This is a genomic window from Flavobacterium sp. GCM10022190, from assembly GCF_042656445.1.
In the GTDB taxonomy this organism is placed as follows: domain Bacteria; phylum Bacteroidota; class Bacteroidia; order Flavobacteriales; family Flavobacteriaceae; genus Flavobacterium; species Flavobacterium nitratireducens.
The window spans coordinates 270,033-286,529 of record NZ_JBHSOQ010000001.1 but is presented as its reverse complement, the minus strand read 5'-3'; the positions used below and the strand labels follow the sequence as shown (position 1 = coordinate 286,529).

At 33.2% G+C, this 16,497-nt stretch carries 15 protein-coding genes; 9 read left to right on the top strand and 6 right to left on the bottom strand.

Features of this window, described 5'->3' with window-relative positions:
* Positions 1-7 precede the first annotated feature (7 nt).
* Positions 8-1,801 (bottom strand): 1-deoxy-D-xylulose-5-phosphate synthase, encoded by a 1,794-nt coding sequence (locus tag ACFPTQ_RS01260; RefSeq protein ID WP_379772867.1) that lies wholly within the window; start codon positions 1,799-1,801, stop codon positions 8-10.
* 38 nt (positions 1,802-1,839) lie between these two features.
* On the opposite strand from ACFPTQ_RS01260, the gene ACFPTQ_RS01255 reads away from it, so the two are divergent.
* Entirely contained in the window at positions 1,840-2,289 is a 450-nt protein-coding gene (locus ACFPTQ_RS01255) for a nucleoside deaminase (protein WP_379772864.1), read from the top strand.
* Here ACFPTQ_RS01255 and ACFPTQ_RS01250 read toward each other — a convergent pair.
* Positions 2,284-3,114 carry a helix-turn-helix domain-containing protein gene (locus ACFPTQ_RS01250; protein ID WP_379772861.1) on the bottom strand — a complete coding sequence of 277 codons (831 nt, stop codon included), beginning with the start codon at positions 3,112-3,114 and terminating at the stop codon, positions 2,284-2,286. The genes ACFPTQ_RS01255 and ACFPTQ_RS01250 overlap by 6 nt on opposite strands.
* 131 nt (positions 3,115-3,245) lie before the next feature.
* Here ACFPTQ_RS01250 and ACFPTQ_RS01245 point away from each other — a divergent pair, with 131 nt between their 5' ends.
* Entirely contained in the window at positions 3,246-4,412 is a 1,167-nt protein-coding gene (locus ACFPTQ_RS01245) for an MFS transporter (RefSeq protein WP_379772858.1), read from the top strand.
* 177 nt (positions 4,413-4,589) lie between these two features.
* Here the strand turns inward: ACFPTQ_RS01245 and ACFPTQ_RS01240 are convergent, their stop codons facing one another.
* Positions 4,590-6,137 carry an Rne/Rng family ribonuclease gene (locus ACFPTQ_RS01240; RefSeq protein ID WP_379772855.1) on the bottom strand — a complete coding sequence of 516 codons (1,548 nt, stop codon included), beginning with the start codon at positions 6,135-6,137 and terminating at the stop codon, positions 4,590-4,592.
* Positions 6,138-6,519: 382 nt separating this feature from the next.
* Positions 6,520-6,810 carry an HU family DNA-binding protein gene (locus ACFPTQ_RS01235; protein WP_007805026.1) on the bottom strand — a complete coding sequence of 97 codons (291 nt, stop codon included), beginning with the start codon at positions 6,808-6,810 and terminating at the stop codon, positions 6,520-6,522.
* A gap of 134 nt (positions 6,811-6,944) precedes the next feature.
* Between ACFPTQ_RS01235 and mutY the strand changes: the two genes are divergently transcribed.
* The 7 genes from mutY to ACFPTQ_RS01200 all read left to right on the top strand — a co-directional run bounded on the left by mutY (position 6,945) and on the right by ACFPTQ_RS01200 (position 13,434).
* Positions 6,945-7,979 (top strand): A/G-specific adenine glycosylase, encoded by a 1,035-nt coding sequence (gene mutY, locus ACFPTQ_RS01230; RefSeq protein WP_379772852.1) that lies wholly within the window; start codon positions 6,945-6,947, stop codon positions 7,977-7,979.
* A 55-nt stretch (positions 7,980-8,034) separates the two neighbouring features.
* Entirely contained in the window at positions 8,035-8,475 is a 441-nt protein-coding gene (locus ACFPTQ_RS01225; protein ID WP_278034722.1) for a single-stranded DNA-binding protein, read from the top strand.
* A 23-nt stretch (positions 8,476-8,498) separates the two neighbouring features.
* The gene (locus ACFPTQ_RS01220) at positions 8,499-9,797 is read left to right on the top strand and encodes a gliding motility-associated protein GldE (protein ID WP_379772849.1); all 1,299 of its coding nucleotides are present in this window, start codon (positions 8,499-8,501) and stop codon (positions 9,795-9,797) included.
* Positions 9,790-10,377 (top strand): gliding motility lipoprotein GldD, encoded by a 588-nt coding sequence (gene gldD, locus ACFPTQ_RS01215; RefSeq protein WP_379772847.1) that lies wholly within the window; start codon positions 9,790-9,792, stop codon positions 10,375-10,377. Before ACFPTQ_RS01220 ends, gldD begins: the two co-directional genes overlap by 8 nt.
* Before the next feature lie 137 nt (positions 10,378-10,514).
* Positions 10,515-11,726 carry a hypothetical protein gene (locus tag ACFPTQ_RS01210; RefSeq protein ID WP_379772845.1) on the top strand — a complete coding sequence of 404 codons (1,212 nt, stop codon included), beginning with the start codon at positions 10,515-10,517 and terminating at the stop codon, positions 11,724-11,726.
* A gap of 114 nt (positions 11,727-11,840) precedes the next feature.
* Positions 11,841-12,467, top strand: coding sequence for a hypothetical protein (locus ACFPTQ_RS01205; RefSeq protein ID WP_379772842.1), 627 nt, complete (start codon positions 11,841-11,843; stop codon positions 12,465-12,467).
* A 100-nt stretch (positions 12,468-12,567) separates the two neighbouring features.
* Positions 12,568-13,434 carry a DMT family transporter gene (locus ACFPTQ_RS01200; protein WP_379772839.1) on the top strand — a complete coding sequence of 289 codons (867 nt, stop codon included), beginning with the start codon at positions 12,568-12,570 and terminating at the stop codon, positions 13,432-13,434.
* A gap of 74 nt (positions 13,435-13,508) precedes the next feature.
* On the opposite strand, the gene ACFPTQ_RS01195 is transcribed toward ACFPTQ_RS01200, so the two are convergent.
* Both ACFPTQ_RS01195 and ACFPTQ_RS01190 read right to left on the bottom strand, forming a co-directional pair.
* A complete protein-coding gene (locus tag ACFPTQ_RS01195; protein WP_379772836.1) occupies positions 13,509-14,951 on the bottom strand; it encodes a M16 family metallopeptidase in 1,443 nt (480 codons plus the stop codon).
* Entirely contained in the window at positions 14,941-16,266 is a 1,326-nt protein-coding gene (locus ACFPTQ_RS01190) for a M16 family metallopeptidase (protein WP_379772834.1), read from the bottom strand. Before ACFPTQ_RS01190 ends, ACFPTQ_RS01195 begins: the two co-directional genes overlap by 11 nt.
* Positions 16,267-16,497 lie beyond the last annotated feature (231 nt).

Below are 16,497 nucleotides of genomic sequence, written 5' to 3'. Positions count from 1 at the left end.
AGTTTTGTTAAATACTTTCTATATAACTTAAAAAAACTGATTTTAGTGTTTTTACGTCAATTCCACAATGTTGCTGTAGCTGATTGATACTTCCTTGTTCTATAAAATGGTCAGGAATTCCTAGTGTTTGTACCTTTGTTAGGTAATTGTTTTTAGCTGCAAATTCTAGAATTTCACTTCCAAACCCACCAATAATTGTGCCATCTTCAATGGTGATGATGTTTTTAAATGTTTTGAAAATGGAATGCAATGTTTTGTCATCCAATGGTTTTACAAATGAAAAGTCGTAATGTGCCATTTCGCTTGGATTGTTTATCTCATCTAATGCTTGGATTACATTGTTTCCTATTGTTCCATTTGATAAAATGGCGAGTTTAGTTCCTTCTTTCAGGCAATTGGCTTTCCCGATACTAATAGTTTGATAGTTCCCGAAATAGTTTTCTTTCCAGTTTGTTAGCATTCCTCTTCCTCTTGGGTAGCGAATAGCAATTGGGTGATGTAATTCTAATTGTGTAGTATATAAAATGTTTTGTAAAGCGATTTCATTAAGGGGAGCGTAAATAATTAGATTAGGGATGCAACGTAAATAAGCAATATCAAATACTCCATGATGAGTAGCTCCATCTTCTCCAACTAATCCTGCTCTGTCCAGACAAAAAATTACAGGAAGATTTTGTAAAGCCACATCGTGAATGACCTGATCATACGCTCTTTGTAAAAAAGTGGAGTAGATATTGCAATATACAGTTAAACCTTGTGTAGCCATTCCAGCAGCTAAGGTTACAGCGTGTTGCTCGGCAATTCCTACGTCAAAAGCTCTTTCAGGGATAGCATCCATCATGAATTTTAGTGAACTTCCAGTAGGCATTGCGGGAGTGATACCCACAATTTTTTGGTTTTTATGAGCTAAATCTAATAGGGTTAACCCAAAAACATCTTGGTATTTAGGCGGAAGATTTTCTTCTTGTTTCGGAATAATTTTCCCAGTGATTGGGTCAAATTTTCCTGGCGCATGGTATTGCACCTGATTTTCTTCAGCCTGCTGTAATCCTTTTCCCTTTGTGGTAATTACGTGAAGAAATTTAGGTCCTTTTACTTTTTGTAATCGCTTTAATTCTTTTATAACGGCAAAAATATCGTTGCCGTCAATAGGTCCTGAATAGTTGAAATTCAAGGATTTGATCATGTTGTTTTGCCTCGGGTTTTTGCCTTCTTTTACCGTAGTTAGGTATTTTTTTAGCGCTCCTACGCTTGGGTCAATCCCGATGGCGTTATCATTAAGGATAACTAATAAATTAGCATTGGTTACTCCGGCATGATTCAATCCTTCAAATGCCATCCCTGATGCAATAGAAGCATCCCCAATTACTGCAATGTGCTGTTTGTTGAAATCACCATTTAAATTGGATGCAATTGCCATTCCCAAAGCAGCCGAAATAGAAGTAGAAGAGTGGCCTACGCCAAAGGCATCATATTCACTTTCGCTTCTTTTGGGGAAACCAGAAATTCCATTTAATTGTCGGTTGGTGTGAAAAATATCTTTTCTACCGGTTAAGATTTTATGTCCATAGGCCTGATGTCCTACGTCCCAAATTAATACATCATCGGGAGTCTTGAATACATAATGTAAAGCAATGGTCAATTCGATAACACCTAAACTAGCTCCCAGATGGCCTTCTTTTACCGAAACAATATCAATAATAAAGTCGCGTAATTCCTGCGCTAGCTGTGGAAGTTGAGCTTCGTCAAGTAAGCGTAAATCAGACGGGTTGTTTATGTTTGAAAGTAAATTTTTCAGCATAGTGCAAATGTACGAATTGAATACAGTATTTTTGTTACATGGAAAATATTTTCACCGACGAGTATTTTATGAAAAAGGCTTTGCAGGAAGCAGAAATGGCTTTTGAACAAGGCGAAATCCCTGTTGGAGCAGTGATTGTTATTAATAATACGGTTATTGCCCGCAGTCATAATCTAACCGAAATGCTCAATGATGTTACCGCCCATGCCGAAATGCAGTCCATAACAGCAGCGGCTAATTATTTAGGCGGAAAATACCTGAAAGATTGTACGCTTTATGTTACTTTGGAACCTTGCCAGATGTGTGCTGGTGCTTTGTATTGGAGCCAAATTTCAAAAGTGGTTTTTGGGGCTAGTGATGAGCAACGCGGATTTATGGCAATGGGAACTAAACTACATCCTAAAACCACTGTTGTTTCAGGAGTTTTAGCCGATGAAGCGGCTGATTTGATGAAGCGTTTTTTTGTTTCGAGAAGAAATAAACTATAATTGTTTAATCGCACTTGGTTTTACATTTCGTTGTTTTTTAAAATAATTAGAGAGATGACTTTCATCGGTGAAACCAAATTCATAAGCGATTTGTTTCATGGATAATTGCTTGCTTAAAATTCGTTTTTCTATTAATTGTGTTCGCAATTGGTTACAATATTCTCGATAGCTTATTTCGAAATTTCGTTTAAAATAACTACCAAAATAACTTTGAGAGATTGAAAAATGCTCGGCAATGGTTTTAATCTGGACTAGTTTTGGTTTGTAAATATTCTGATGAATATAAGAGATAATCTGATCGTTATCTATTCCTGATCCGGTAATTCTTATGTTTTGCTGCTGTAAACTTTCTTTTATTAATCCAAAAATTGATAGTATTTGATGAAAGACAATTGGCGAAGTAGAAATATTGGCTTTGCTATTGTAGGCTCTAATATTATCAATGGTATTTTTTAATATGCTCGCACTAGTAGCATCCAGTTTCAGTACATTTTCTTTAAGTGATTTATCGCGCATAATATTTTCAGGAGTATTGAGTAAAAAATCATCGCAAGCCAGCTTTTTATTTGAATTAAAATAGGTGTCCGTAAATTTAATAAAGAAAAATCGGGTCGTTTTGTTGATGTCAAAATAATGCTCATCATCAGTTGAAAGAACAAATAAGTCTCCTGATTCATAGGGAAGTAAGTTGTTGTTTAAACGGTGAATTCCTTTCCCTTTTATAATGTAAATAATTTCATAATAGGTATGACTGTGTCGAGGGAGATGGAATTTATCTTCTTCAAATTCATCTATTTCCAATGTGTCAAACTGTATCTTTTTCATAATGCATAGTTGCAAGTTTATGTTGTAAAGTTACAATTTTCTTTGAGTTTGTTATGGGTAAATTTGCAAAGCCAAATAGATAGGGCGGTTTTTGTGTCTTATTCTTAATTAATAATTTTTGAATTTAAAAAATGAAAAAAAGTTTGCTTTCACTCTCATTGGGTGGTATAACAATAGGAATTACTGAATTTGTAATGATGGGAATTTTACCGGATATTGCCACTGATTTACAGGTGAGTATTCCTGTTGCTGGTTATTTAATTTCGGCTTATGCACTTGGAGTTGTAATTGGTGCGCCATTATTGGTAATTATAGCCAGAAATTATCCACCTAAAAAAACATTATTAATTCTAGCGGCGATGCTTGCTTTTTTTAATGCTTTATCTATCGTTGTGCCAAGTTATGGCTTTTTGTTTCTCACCAGATTACTTTCGGGTTTACCCCATGGTGCTTTTTTTGGTGTTGGTGCTGTGGTTGCAAGCCGACTTGCAGAGAGGGGCAAAGAAGCTCAGGCAATCTCTATTATGTTTGCCGGATTAACAATTGCTAATCTTGCCGGTGTACCTATCGGGACTTATATTGGACATCATTTTAGCTGGCGGTATACTTTTATTTTGATTGCTGTTTTTGGTGTTATAACGTTCATTTCGCTTTATTTTTGGATGCCAAAATTAGTAGTGGGTGAAGAGGTTTCAGTTAAAGAGCAAATGCAGTTTTTTAAGAAAATAGAAGCCTGGTTAGTTATTTTAATAACCGCAATAGGTGTAGGGGGATTGTTCTGCTGGATTAGTTATATTGCTCCTTTACTGACTGAAATATCAGGTTTTGATGCCGTTGATGTTCCTTATATCATGATACTTGCTGGCGCAGGAATGGTGGTGGGTAATGTTTTGGGAGGAAAACTTGCCGATCAATTTTCGCCTGATAAAACCCTTATTGTTTTACTCTTGCTTATGACTTTTGATTTATTGATGGTATTCTTCTTTTCTGAACATCCTTATGTGAGTTTACTATTGGTTTTTTGCACAGGATGTATTGCGTTTGCCCTTATTGCGCCTATCCAAATGTTGATGATTCAAATAGCTGTTGGAGCAGAGATGATTGCCTCGGCTACTATACAGGCTTCTTTTAATATAGGGAATGCTTTGGGCGCTTTTTTAGGAGGTTTGCCTTTAATAGCTGGGTTTAATTATGCTTCTCCTAATCTAGTAGGAGTTGGAATGTCGCTGATTGGTGTTTTGTTTATAGTGATTTTAGCGGAAAGAAGAAGAAGAATTTTAAAATTTGCAGCTGTTTGATTTTACTGATTTAAATTATCAGGAATAAGCCGCATTTGTTCCTGTATTTAAAGGTAAAAAAGTGGTTTTTTAGTTAGGAATCTAATTATAATATAAGTAAAATGTTTTATAGAATTTAAAAAGATTTCGCAATGGAACACAAAAAAACCGCTAATCTTTCGAAAAGCGGTTTTTTGTTTATTCTTCTGTAATAGCATTTCCTTTATTGTCAAAGAAATGATATTCTAAATACGTGTAAGCGTCACGTGGTATAATTTTCACCCATTTTTTATGTTCAAGAAACCATTTTGAACGTAATGATGGAAAACCTTTGCTGAGGTAAGCAGCCACAAAGGGATGTACATTAAGCACTACTTTTTTGTGGGTTTTTAAAATTCTTTCCAGATCAGCATTGATTTTGTCAATGATTAGAATTGGTGCTTCAATTTCACCATTTTCTTTATTTGGATCTTCTTCTCTGGTTTTAATGTTTCTTTCTGGCCTTACTCTTTGTCTGGTAATTTGGACTAAACCAAATTTACTAGGAGGTAAGATTTTGTGTTTGGCTTTATCGTCGCTCATTTCTTCTCTCAAGAAGTCGAACAAGACTTTGCGATTTTCGGGATTTGACATATCGATAAAATCCACTACAATGATACCACCCATATCGCGTAAACGCAATTGTCTAGCTATTTCAGCTGCGGCAATCATATTGACTTCCATGGCAGTATCTTCTTGATTAGTAGCTTTGTTTGAACGGTTTCCGCTGTTTACGTCAATAACGTGTAAAGCTTCGGTATGTTCAATAATTAAATAAGCTCCTTTACTCATGGAAACTGTTTTTCCAAAAGAAGTTTTGATTTGTCTCTCTATATTAAATTTCTCGAAAATAGGCGTGTCGTTTGATTGATAAAACTTCACAATAGATTGTTTGGACGGTGCAATTTCTTGCAGATAATCCTTGGTTTGATAGTACAACTCTTCATCATCTATTTGAATACTAGTAAAAGTATCGTTAAAAACATCTCTAAGTATAGATGAGGCTCTGTTGAGTTCTCCTAATACTTTTGAGGGATGATGAGCAGTTGGTAATTTCTTACACATTGCAGTCCATCTGCTTAGCAGGTTCTGCAAATCTTTTTCTAATTCGGCTGTGTTTTTGCCTTCGGCTACTGTGCGAACAATAACACCAAATCCTTTAGGTTTGATAGATTGTACCAGTTTTTTTAATCGGTCTTTTTCTTTCTTGTCTTCTATTTTTTGAGAAATAGAAACTCGGTCAGAGAAAGGAACCAGAACAATATAACGTCCAGCAAGAGAAAGCTCAGCGCTAATTCTTGGGCCTTTAGTTGATATTGGTTCTTTAACTACTTGTACTAAGATAGATTGATTGGCATTGATCACATCAGTAATCGTTCCATCTTTGTCTATCTCTTTTTCAAACTGAAAGTTTTTTAGGGAGAAATCTTTTATTTTACCTGCGCTTACAAGTTTTATGAATTTCAGTTGGGAAGTAAGGTTAGGGCCTAAGTCATGGTAATGTAAAAAGGCATCTTTTTCAAAGCCTACATTCACAAAAGCAGCATTAAGTCCTGCAACTGGTTTTCTGATTTTGGCAATAAAAATATCGCCTACCTGAAAGTTGCTTGTTTCTTCTTCTTTGTGTAATTCAATTAGTTTTCCATCTTTTAATAAGGCAAAATCTACGGAATCAGAACTAGATCGAATGATTAATTCTTTATTCACGTTGTAAATTTTTATCCGCACTTTGTGTTTGTTGTTTAAAGTTTGTTGTTTGTAGTTGAAAAACTAAAAACTAAAAACTAAAAACCATCAACTTTCAGCAAGGATGGATTAAACAATATTTTGAACAGGTATTAACCCGGAGGAATTCAGTTTGCAGTATTTAGAAAGTAGACGGCAGTTATGCTGCTATCTGAAATCTAAAATCTGAAGTCTGAAAACCAAATTTCAATGAACGTTTAAAAAGAAAAAAGTAGTTAAAAACTACTTTTTCTTTTTATGACGGTTAGCTCTCGCTCTTTTCTTACGTTTGTGAGTAGCTACCTTATGTCTTTTTCTTTTTTTACCACTTGGCATAATCTTTTGGATTTTATGATTAATAATATTATTTTGCTTCGTTGTTTGTTTTAACTCCTTCTACAAAAACTTTTGCAGGTTTGAAAGCAGGAATGTTGTGTGCAGGGATTTTAATTGTAGTGTTTTTTGAGATATTTCTACCTGTTTTTTCAGCTCTTGTCTTTACGATAAAGCTACCAAAACCTCTTAAATATACATTGTCTCCAGTTTCTAATGAAGTTTTTACTTCCTCCATAAAAGTCTCTACTGTTGCTTGCACATCACCTTTTTCAAGACCTAATTTTTCTGAAATCTTCGCTACGATATCTGCTTTCGTCATTTTCTTTCCTTATTTATTATTCTGTAATAATTTTTTTGAGTGTGCAAATATATGAATTTAAAAAACAATTATTCAAGCTAATTCATTAAATTTTAATTACATAAACTTTTACTTTTGTCAACAAATATTTAATAATGATTTTTCATAACTTATTAATTAACTGGTATTTACAAAACAAGCGCGATTTGCCTTGGCGAAAAACCACTAATCCATACCCAATTTGGCTCTCAGAAATCATGCTGCAACAAACGCGAGTAGCGCAGGGAATGCCCTATTTTTTGTCTTTTATGGATGCTTTTCCAACTGTTTTTGATTTGGCTAAAGCCGATGAAGAAAAGGTCTTGAAATTGTGGCAAGGTTTGGGGTATTACTCACGTGCTCGGAACTTACATAAAACGGCACAATATATAGCTACTGAACTCAATGGAATTTTTCCTTCTACTTATGGGGGATTATTACAACTAAAAGGAGTTGGGGAATATACCGCAGCTGCTATTGCTTCCTTTTCATATAACGAAGCCGTTCCAGTTGTTGATGGTAATGTGTTTAGAGTGCTTTCGCGTTATTTTGATATTGAAACCGATATTACTCAGGCGTCTGCTAAAAAAGAATTCACGGCTTTGGCCTATGAGTTAATGCCAAAAGATACCCCTGCACTATTTAATCAGGCGATTATGGAATTTGGTGCTTTGCAATGTGTTCCTAAAAATCCAGATTGTAGTTCTTGTGTTTTTAATGCTAGTTGTGCGGCTTTGCAAAAAAGGAAGGTAGAGCAATTACCTGTAAAGTTAAAAAAGGCCAAGGTAAAGAATAGGTATTTTAACTACATTGTTCTATTAGATGAGGAGGATAAAACATTAATTCAAAAAAGAACGGCTAAAGGGATTTGGCATAATTTATATGAGTTTCCGCTTATTGAAACAGTAGCCGAGGAGGATTTTGAGTTTGTTTCCAAAGCGATAAGCGAAGCAACGTATTTTGATAATCCTATTATGAGTATGAGAGCTTGCAATGATGAAAGTTTGGTACATAAACTTTCGCATCAGCATTTGTATATTAAGTTTTGGGAAGTAAAAGTCAAAGGAAAAGTGGTAAATGGAATTACAAAAAAGGATTTAAAACAATATCCTTTTCCAATTGTGATTCATAATTTTATTGAATCAGAATAGTAATGAAACACAAAAAAATGTATCTTTGATATGTATTCATATATATAATGAGGCTATGAACGGAACATTAAATAAGGTTATGCTAATAGGTCATTTGGGGGATGATGTTAAGATGCACTATTTTGAAGGGGGTAATTGTATCGGTAGATTTCAATTAGCTACTAATGAGGTGTATGTTAATAAAACTACCAATGAAAAGATAGTTTCTACCGAATGGCATAATCTTGTGGTGCGAAATAAAGCAGCCGAAATATGTGAAAAATATTTGTCAAAAGGAGATAAGATTTATGTAGAAGGAAGGATTAAATCCCGTCAGTGGCAAGCGGAAGACGGTACAATGAAACATACTACCGAAATTCAAGTAACGGAATTTACTTTTTTAACAACAAAAAAGGATACTGAAAACAATAAACAAAATCAGAGTCCTGATACTACAAAAAACACTAACTTTGACACACCAAATAAGGGTTTGCCAATCAATGATTTGCCTTTTTAATTGTTTAACTAATTTTTTTTAATTTGGACCCAGAGCCCAGTTTAAATTTTGTTTCAACATTAGACTTTGATCTATTGTTTGGTTTTGCAGGAATATTTGTGTTGCTTTTTTGTTCAGCAGTTGTTTCTGGAGCCGAAGTAGCCTTGTTTTCGCTTTCGCAAAAAGACCTCGACGATACCCTACAAGAAAATCTTTCCACAGGAAAAATTCTATCGGAATTATTACAAAAACCCAAAAAATTATTAGCGACTCTTTTAGTAGCAAATAACTTCATTAATATAGGAGTCGTTATTTTGTTTTCTTTTATTGGTTCTGATTTGTTTTCGGGAATAAGTTCTCCCGCATTAAAATTCATTTTTGAAGTTATTGTAGTAACCTTTTTAATATTATTATTTGGCGAGGTTTTGCCAAAGGTGTACGCTAGTAGAAACAATGTAAAGTTTGCTAAAAGTATTGCCTATCCAATTTCGGTTTTAGATCATTTCCTTACTCCTATTAGTCTTCCTATGCGGGCTGCAACGGTATATTTGCATAATAAATTAGGAAAACAAAAATCTAATATTTCGGTAGACCAATTATCGCAGGCTTTAGAATTAACGGCAACAGATGAAACTTCGACCGACGAACAAAAGATTTTAGAAGGAATAGTTTCTTTTGGGAATACAGATACCAAACAGGTAATGAGTCCTAGGATTGATATTTTTGCTTTAGAAATCACCGAATCATTTGAAGATATTTATTCTAAAATTTTAGAAAAAGGCTATTCCAGAATTCCTGTTTATCGCGATAATATTGACCAAATCGAAGGTGTTTTGTTTATCAAAGATTTATTACCCCATATTGACAAAAAAGAATTTGATTGGACTACCTTAATAAGAGAACCTTTCTTTGTTCCTGAGAATAAAAAGCTAGACAATTTACTAAAGGATTTTCAGTCGATGAAAAGTCACTTAGCCATTGTAGTTGATGAATACGGAGGTACTTCAGGTTTGGTTTCATTAGAAGATGTTATCGAAGAAATTGTGGGAGATATCAGTGATGAGTTTGATGATGAGGATATTAATTTTTCACAAATTGATGATAGAAATTTTCTTTTTGAAGGGAAAATTAATCTAAAAGATTTCTATAGAATTGTTGATGTAGACGAGGAAGTTTTTGAAGAGAGAAAAGGAGAGGCAGAAACTTTGGCTGGATTTATATTGGAAATTTCAGGAAATTTTCCGGCTAAGGGCCAAAAAATTGTTTTTCATAATTGTGTCTTCACCATTGAGGTGGTAGATAAAAAGCGTATCAAACAAATAAAAGTAACGATTAATGTTTAATGTAAAATATACCGCTAAGCAATACCATTTTAAAGCGGTTGTGTTAGTTTTCTTAGCTCTTGTGTTGTTCTCTAGTTGTAAAAAAGAGGTCTTGCCTAAACCACAAAGTTATTTGCGATTGGATTATCCAATGGCAAATTATATGCATTTTGAAAACCAATGCCCTTTTGCATTTGATATGAATTCAAAAGCTGTCATAAAAGGAGAAAAAGATTGTGGTTTTACCATTACTTATCCTAAGATGAAAGCAACCATATATCTTACTTATAAGCCTGTGAATAATAATCTGAACAAATTGTTGCGTGATGCTCAAAAGCTCACTTTTGAACATGTGATTAAAGCCGATGATATTTTGGAGCAACCTTACTTGAATCCAGAAAAAAAGGTTTATGGAATGTTTTATCAGGTGGATGGTAATGCGGCAACCAATTCACAATTTTATCTCACCGATAGTACAAGACATTTTATCACGGGTTCTGTTTATTTTTATGCCAAACCTAATTTTGATTCCATCATGCCAGCGGCAAGTTATATCAAAAATGATATGCAGCATTTAATGGAGACTTTGTCTTGGAAGTAATGTATTTTATTTTCATCTATAAAATAGTAGTGGTTTTTATGGTTTAAAAAACGTGTTTTTTCTTTTTTAAAATCTTATTTAGAAAGTTTTTTCTTGTATATTTAATTTTTTTATAACTAAAAAGATTAAATATACTTATGAAATACATTATTCTTTTTTCTTTAAAATTAATAGTATTCCTTTTTGTTTTTAATGTAATCTTTGGTTTTTGTAAAAAAGCAGATAGTATTCCTGTTATCAAAAAAATAGCAATAGAAAAAGATACATTGCATTCTTTAAAAGGAACAATGTATTTGCCTGCTAATTGTAAGCCCGATAAAATAATCATATGCTTGACATCTGTTTTTGAAGATGATCGACATCCTGATTTTACAGCTACTAGAGATACGCTTTCAATGATGAGGCAATACATCCAGCACTTTACAGATAATAGTACAGGAGTGTTACTTTTAACTCGAGACATTAAATGGAATGAACATCCTATTCGGTCATTGAGAACAATAAAGACCTTGGCTGATGATACAGAAAAAGTTTTGAATTATTTGAAATCAACAGATGAATACCAAAAAATTCCGCTTGGAGTCATGGGGGCTAGCGAGGCTGGCTGTGCTGCTGCTATGGTAGTTTCACAGCATAAAGAGGTTGCTTTTTCAATTTTACTATCCACCCCAGGTGTTACGGGTTATGATGAAATTGATTATGATATTAGAAAAAGAGTTCGCCCTTTTGTGATTTCGGTAGGCTTTCAAAACACCATGATTGATTCCGTTTATATATATGATGGAAATAGATATGTGTATAATAACAAAAACAAGGTTTCTCAAGAGATTTTTTATGACAATTTTTATAAAGGGATTGCTGTAATTGGAAGACAAATTATTCCCAAATATTCAAATTACGATACCATTAAAGCAGAAGCATTCAAACTGTTTAATAAAAAGTGGGAGGGAACTAAATTTAAGACATATTACAATGATCAAAAAGAAGGAAAAATACCTATTGAAAAATTGATTAAGGATGGTATTTTATCAGGAGCAATGTTTAATCCAAGATACATAGAATTAGTAAAATGGGATCCTAAATTATGTTTTCCTAAAATTAAACAGCCAGTATTAATGCTTTATGGAGAGAAAGATATAAATATTAGTTTGCAACCTGGAGTTGATTCAGTAAAACAAATCATTAAGGACTATCAATTGACTAATTTTAGTTTGAAATATTATGACGGATTAGATCATAGTTTACTTCCTTTTCGTGAAAAAAAAGAGAAACGCCCCGCAGGAGAAACCATTCCTGATTATGTGTTTAATGATGTTGTGAATTGGTTAAATGAATTAAAGATTAATTAATGGAATCAGTACTTGAGTTGATTAACGAAAGGATAATCAGGAGAGCTACTTTACGTAATTTTGAAATTGTATACTATTTTTTTAATTTCTTATAGCTAATTTAAACTTGCAAAAATGAAATTTAACTTGAATACGCAAAAAGAAAGAAAATGGAAACTGTTGTTGGTTTTTATTTTCTGTATTGTTTTTAATGTGCAATCGCAAAGTTATTTGGATGAATATGATCAATTATTTGTCAAAGAAGCTAAAATAATTAATTATCATCGGCCAGATAATTATTTCTATGTTAGAGCTGTTGATTCTTATTTTGAAATATATCCAAACAATATGCAGAGTCAAAGTTATATTTCTATGATAAATAAAGACAATCAGATTATGTTTAGTGTAGCTGTTATTCGTTATCCTGAAGGTAAAACTAGGATACAAAAATATTTAATTGCTACTAGAGATTTGAATCGTTGTTCGAAAGAAGCTATAGTGGCAGAAATGGATAATCGTTTCTCAAATAAAAATTTACTAAGTGTGTCTCAGATAAAAAAAATGAATGCAAATAGAGCTTATGTTTATAATTTAAAAGTTAGAAAAAACTTATATCTAGGAATTTATCCAAGATGTAAAAAATTAATAGTTTACAAAGATAATGTTGGTAGAGTTGAAATACTATTTTTTTATAAATATGGTCAAGAAGATGTAGTTAAGCAAGAAATACAGAAAACATGTGGTATGCTAAAGTTTAAATAATTTTGGGTTTGTTTTCACTTCATAAGTTTGATTAATTTTTTCTTTGAAAAAAGAAACTTATCTCGTCAAAATTGTACAATTTTGATAAAAAATTGAAGCTTTGGAATCAAAACAAGTAAAATGGGTGTTTTTATTGCTGCTTTCCTTAGTTTGGGGAAGTTCTTTTATACTGATTAAAAAAGGTTTAGTTGGGCTATCGGCTATTCAGGTGGGTTCCTTGCGAATTATTTTTGCTTCACTTTTTTTATTATTGATTGGTTTTAGAAGTTTGTCTAAAATCCCAAGAGACAGATGGAAATTTATAGGGCTGACTTCGTTATTAGGAACTTTTTTTCCAGCTTTTCTATTTGCCTTAGCTCAAACTGAAATTGATAGTTCCGTAAGTTCCATATTAAACTCATTGACTCCTTTGAATACCTTGGTTTTAGGGGTGATGTTCTTTGGTGTTGATTTTCAAAAGAAACAAATTCTAGGTGTTGTTATTGGTTTAATAGGTAGTTTACTTTTGGTTTTTAACGGAGCGGTGAATCATCCGGGGCAGAATTATTATTACGCTATTTTGGTTTTAATTGCCTCGCTTTGTTATGCGGTAAATGTCAATTTGATTAAAAGGTTTTTGTCTGATTTAGATCCAATTAGTATTACAACTGGTAATTTTTTATTTCTGATTTTTCCAGCCTTACTAATTCTTTATTTTACTGGTTTTTATGATGTTATTGCGGTTGAAAAAGTGCAGACTTCGGTGTTTTTTATAGTAATTTTAGGGGTTGTAGGGACTGGGATAGCTAATATTTTATTTTTTAAACTAATACAGATTTCTTCGGCTGTTTTTGCTACATCGGTTACTTATATAATTCCTGTGGTAGCTTTCTTTTGGGGTTTGTTAGATCAAGAAATGCTTACTCCAATCCAGTTTTTTGGCGCATTTATTATTTTAATTGGCGTTTATTTGAGTGCTAAGAAGTAAGCGGTTGTTTGTTGTGGGTTATGAGTTGAGCTGTGTAAAAAGTTACAACCCATAACTCATAACTCATAACATTTTTAATTATTTGAAAACGGTTTTTCTACAGGATTACCAAATTTGTCAAAATAGAAAATAGGAATATTAAGTTTTTCCAGGCCAGGAATCACATCTTTTCCTTTGCCTACAATAACAATTCTGGAGTTATCTATTAAAAAATATTTATTGGCAACAGCCAAAACATCTTCTTTGGTTACAGCATTCAACATTTTAATGTAGTTTTCATAGAAATCGGCTGGTAAGTTTTCTATGGCTGTGTTGAGTGCGTATCGGGCCACCGATTCTGGTTTTTCGGCTTTCATTACAAATCGGCCTATGTAACCTGCTTTAGCGCTTTCTAGTTCTTCAGTGGTTACTTTTTCGGTTCTTATTTTTTTAATTTCTTTGATAAATTCAACCACCGCACTATCTGTCACATGATTTTTTACTGCCGATGAGGAGCGAATACTAGTTATGTATTTTCCGGCACCTATGCTTGTGCTTGCTCCATAGGTCCAGCCATGAGCCTCTCTTAAATTCATGTTTAGGTAACTATTAAAACCACCACCCAAAATGTAACTTGCAATTACGGTAGGGAAGAAGTCTTTGTCGTTCATTTTTAGATGATAAGTATTTACAACAGCTATTTCAGATTGTACAGCATTAGGTACATCGATAAAGTTAATTTGGATTCCTTCTACATTCTTAGGGTCTTTGTAGCTGGTGGTGTTGATTGTTGTTTTTTGCCAAGTGCCAAAAAGTTTTTCGATAATGGGTTTAATATCGTTGAATTTAACATCGCCTACAACTGCTAAATAGGCATTTTGTGGCACAAATCGTTTTTTATAATTGTTCGTTATATCTGCTAGTGAAATGTTGTTTAAACTTTCTTCGGTGATAAATTCTCCTAAGGGATGATTTTTTCCAAACGCAAGTGCGTTGACTACTCTGTTTGCAATAGCAGAGACACTTTTTTCTTGAGAGCGTAAACTTTCAATGAGCTTCGCTTTTTCTTTATCGAGTTCTTCTTGAGAAAAATTAGGGTTTAAAGCACCTTCAGCCAAAAGTTCTAAGCTGCGTTTAGAAAATTTGGAAAGAGCACTCGCAAAGGCACTGCTGGAACTGAATGACATACTCACTCCCATAAAATCGACCTCTTCGTTAAAGTCTTCTTTTGAAATATTCAAACTACCGTTTCCTAATAAATTACTACATAGTTCATCAACGCCTTTTTTATCGCCTTCGGCAAATGGCGGATTGTCTATTGTAAGGTTAAAAGTTACTTTAGGTAATTTATGGTTTTCAACAACCATTACTTTTAGTCCATTTGCTAGTGTAAAACTTTGTGGTTTTTTTATGTTTACTACAGGTGGTTTACCTGGAATAGGTTGTTTGCGTTCTTGTGCTTGCATGATTGCGGTAGCTAATATTAGAGTAAATAAAATAATTGATTTTTTCATGATACGAAATGGCTTAATTTTCATTCTTTGCAGGGGTTGGAATGTAGTCCAGTATCAAACGTTGATTTGGTTTTAGATACTTATTTGCGGCTTCTCTAATTTCTTCTCTTGTAATAGAACGGTAGATTTCAATATCTTTATTAATGAGTTCGATGTCACCGTGAAGTAAATAGTAACGGGCAAGATTTTCGGCGATACCTTCCACGTTTGAGTTTTCGTTTACATATTGATTCTCAAATTGATTCAGTATTTTTTGATAATCTCTTTCAGATATTAAATCGGTTTGTATTTTAGTAATTTCTTCGTCGATTTCTGTTAATAAATCATCGGTGGTGAAATTAGTCATTGGTAAACCGTACAGAATATACATTCCGTAATCTTCTTGATTAAATGCTACGGCTCCAATTTGTAATGCCTTTTTCTTCTCGTCTACTATTTTTTTGTACAATTTCGAACTTTTTCCGTCGCTTAGATAGGAAGAAATGAAATCCAAAGCACGAGCATCTCTAGTTTTCATAGAAGGAGTTCTGTAAGCCGTTGCTAACATCGGAATTTGGATATTTGGATCGATATGAGTCGCTTTGATTGTTTCGGTGATTGGTTTTTCGACAAATTTTTCTCTAACAATCTCTTTTCCTTTTTTAATTGGGCCAAAATAGTTTAGAATCCATTCTTTGGCTTGGTTTTTTTCAAAATCGCCTGCAACAACTAAAACGGCGTTGTTAGGAACATAAAATTTTTCGTTAAAAGCTTTGAAGTCTTCTAGTTTAGCCGAGTTTAAGTGTTCGGTAGAACCAATGGTGGTCCATCGATAAGGATGATTAACAAATAGATTTTTTTTGACAGCTTCAATTATTCTTCCGTAAGGTTGGTTGTCGTAGCGAGAGTTTTTTTCTTCTTTGATTACCTCTTTTTGAGTGTCTACCCCAATTTGATTAATAACAGGGTGCATTAATCGTTCTGATTCCATCCAAAGAGCCAATTCTAAATTATTAGAAGGGAAAACTTCATAATAATAGGTTCTGTCGTCAGAGGTGTTTGCATTGTTAATTCCGCCATTAGAGGTAACTATTTTAAACCATTCGCCGCGTTTAATGTTGGCAGTTCCCTCAAATAATAAATGTTCAAAAAAGTGTGCAAAGCCCGTTTTGTTTGGGTCTTCGTCTTTTGAGCCTACATGATACATTACAGATGTGATTACCACTGGTGCGCTATTGTCTTGATGTAAAATTACATGTAAACCGTTATCGAGGGTGTATTCTTCGAAAGCAATTTTTTGTGCTGTGGCAATGCCACCGAGTAAAAGAGAAGAACTAATTGCCATTATAATTTTTTTCATATAAGATTAATAAAAAGAGGTTTCAATACTTAGATCAGCGTTATTGTAGTTTCAAAAATACTTTTTTTAGATTTGAATAACCAAATCTATTTTTGGAATATAAAAAAGGATAAAATTCTTGCATCTAAAGTATTGAAAATAAGCTTAAAGTAACAACTAATATTTTTTTAAATTTAACAATTGCGTGATAAAAAAATAATTGTATATTTGCAACCTTAAAAATCAATAAAT

What these genes read in the sequence shown, in the direction of transcription:
- ACFPTQ_RS01245 (WP_379772858.1), top strand. Translation starts at nt 3,246, where the DNA reads ATGAAAAAAAGTTTGCTTTCACTCTCATTGGGTGGTATAACAATAGGA.
- ACFPTQ_RS01250 (WP_379772861.1), bottom strand. Translation starts at nt 3,114, where the DNA reads ATGAAAAAGATACAGTTTGACACATTGGAAATAGATGAATTTGAAGAA.
- ACFPTQ_RS01260 (WP_379772867.1), bottom strand. Translation starts at nt 1,801, where the DNA reads ATGCTGAAAAATTTACTTTCAAACATAAACAACCCGTCTGATTTACGC.
- ACFPTQ_RS01255 (WP_379772864.1), top strand. Translation starts at nt 1,840, where the DNA reads ATGGAAAATATTTTCACCGACGAGTATTTTATGAAAAAGGCTTTGCAG.
- ACFPTQ_RS01195 (WP_379772836.1), bottom strand. Translation starts at nt 14,951, where the DNA reads ATGAAAATTAAGCCATTTCGTATCATGAAAAAATCAATTATTTTATTT.
- gldD (WP_379772847.1), top strand. Translation starts at nt 9,790, where the DNA reads ATGTTTAATGTAAAATATACCGCTAAGCAATACCATTTTAAAGCGGTT.
- ACFPTQ_RS01210 (WP_379772845.1), top strand. Translation starts at nt 10,515, where the DNA reads ATGAAATACATTATTCTTTTTTCTTTAAAATTAATAGTATTCCTTTTT.
- ACFPTQ_RS01190 (WP_379772834.1), bottom strand. Translation starts at nt 16,266, where the DNA reads ATGAAAAAAATTATAATGGCAATTAGTTCTTCTCTTTTACTCGGTGGC.
- ACFPTQ_RS01225 (WP_278034722.1), top strand. Translation starts at nt 8,035, where the DNA reads ATGAACGGAACATTAAATAAGGTTATGCTAATAGGTCATTTGGGGGAT.
- mutY (WP_379772852.1), top strand. Translation starts at nt 6,945, where the DNA reads ATGATTTTTCATAACTTATTAATTAACTGGTATTTACAAAACAAGCGC.
- ACFPTQ_RS01205 (WP_379772842.1), top strand. Translation starts at nt 11,841, where the DNA reads ATGAAATTTAACTTGAATACGCAAAAAGAAAGAAAATGGAAACTGTTG.
- ACFPTQ_RS01235 (WP_007805026.1), bottom strand. Translation starts at nt 6,810, where the DNA reads ATGACGAAAGCAGATATCGTAGCGAAGATTTCAGAAAAATTAGGTCTT.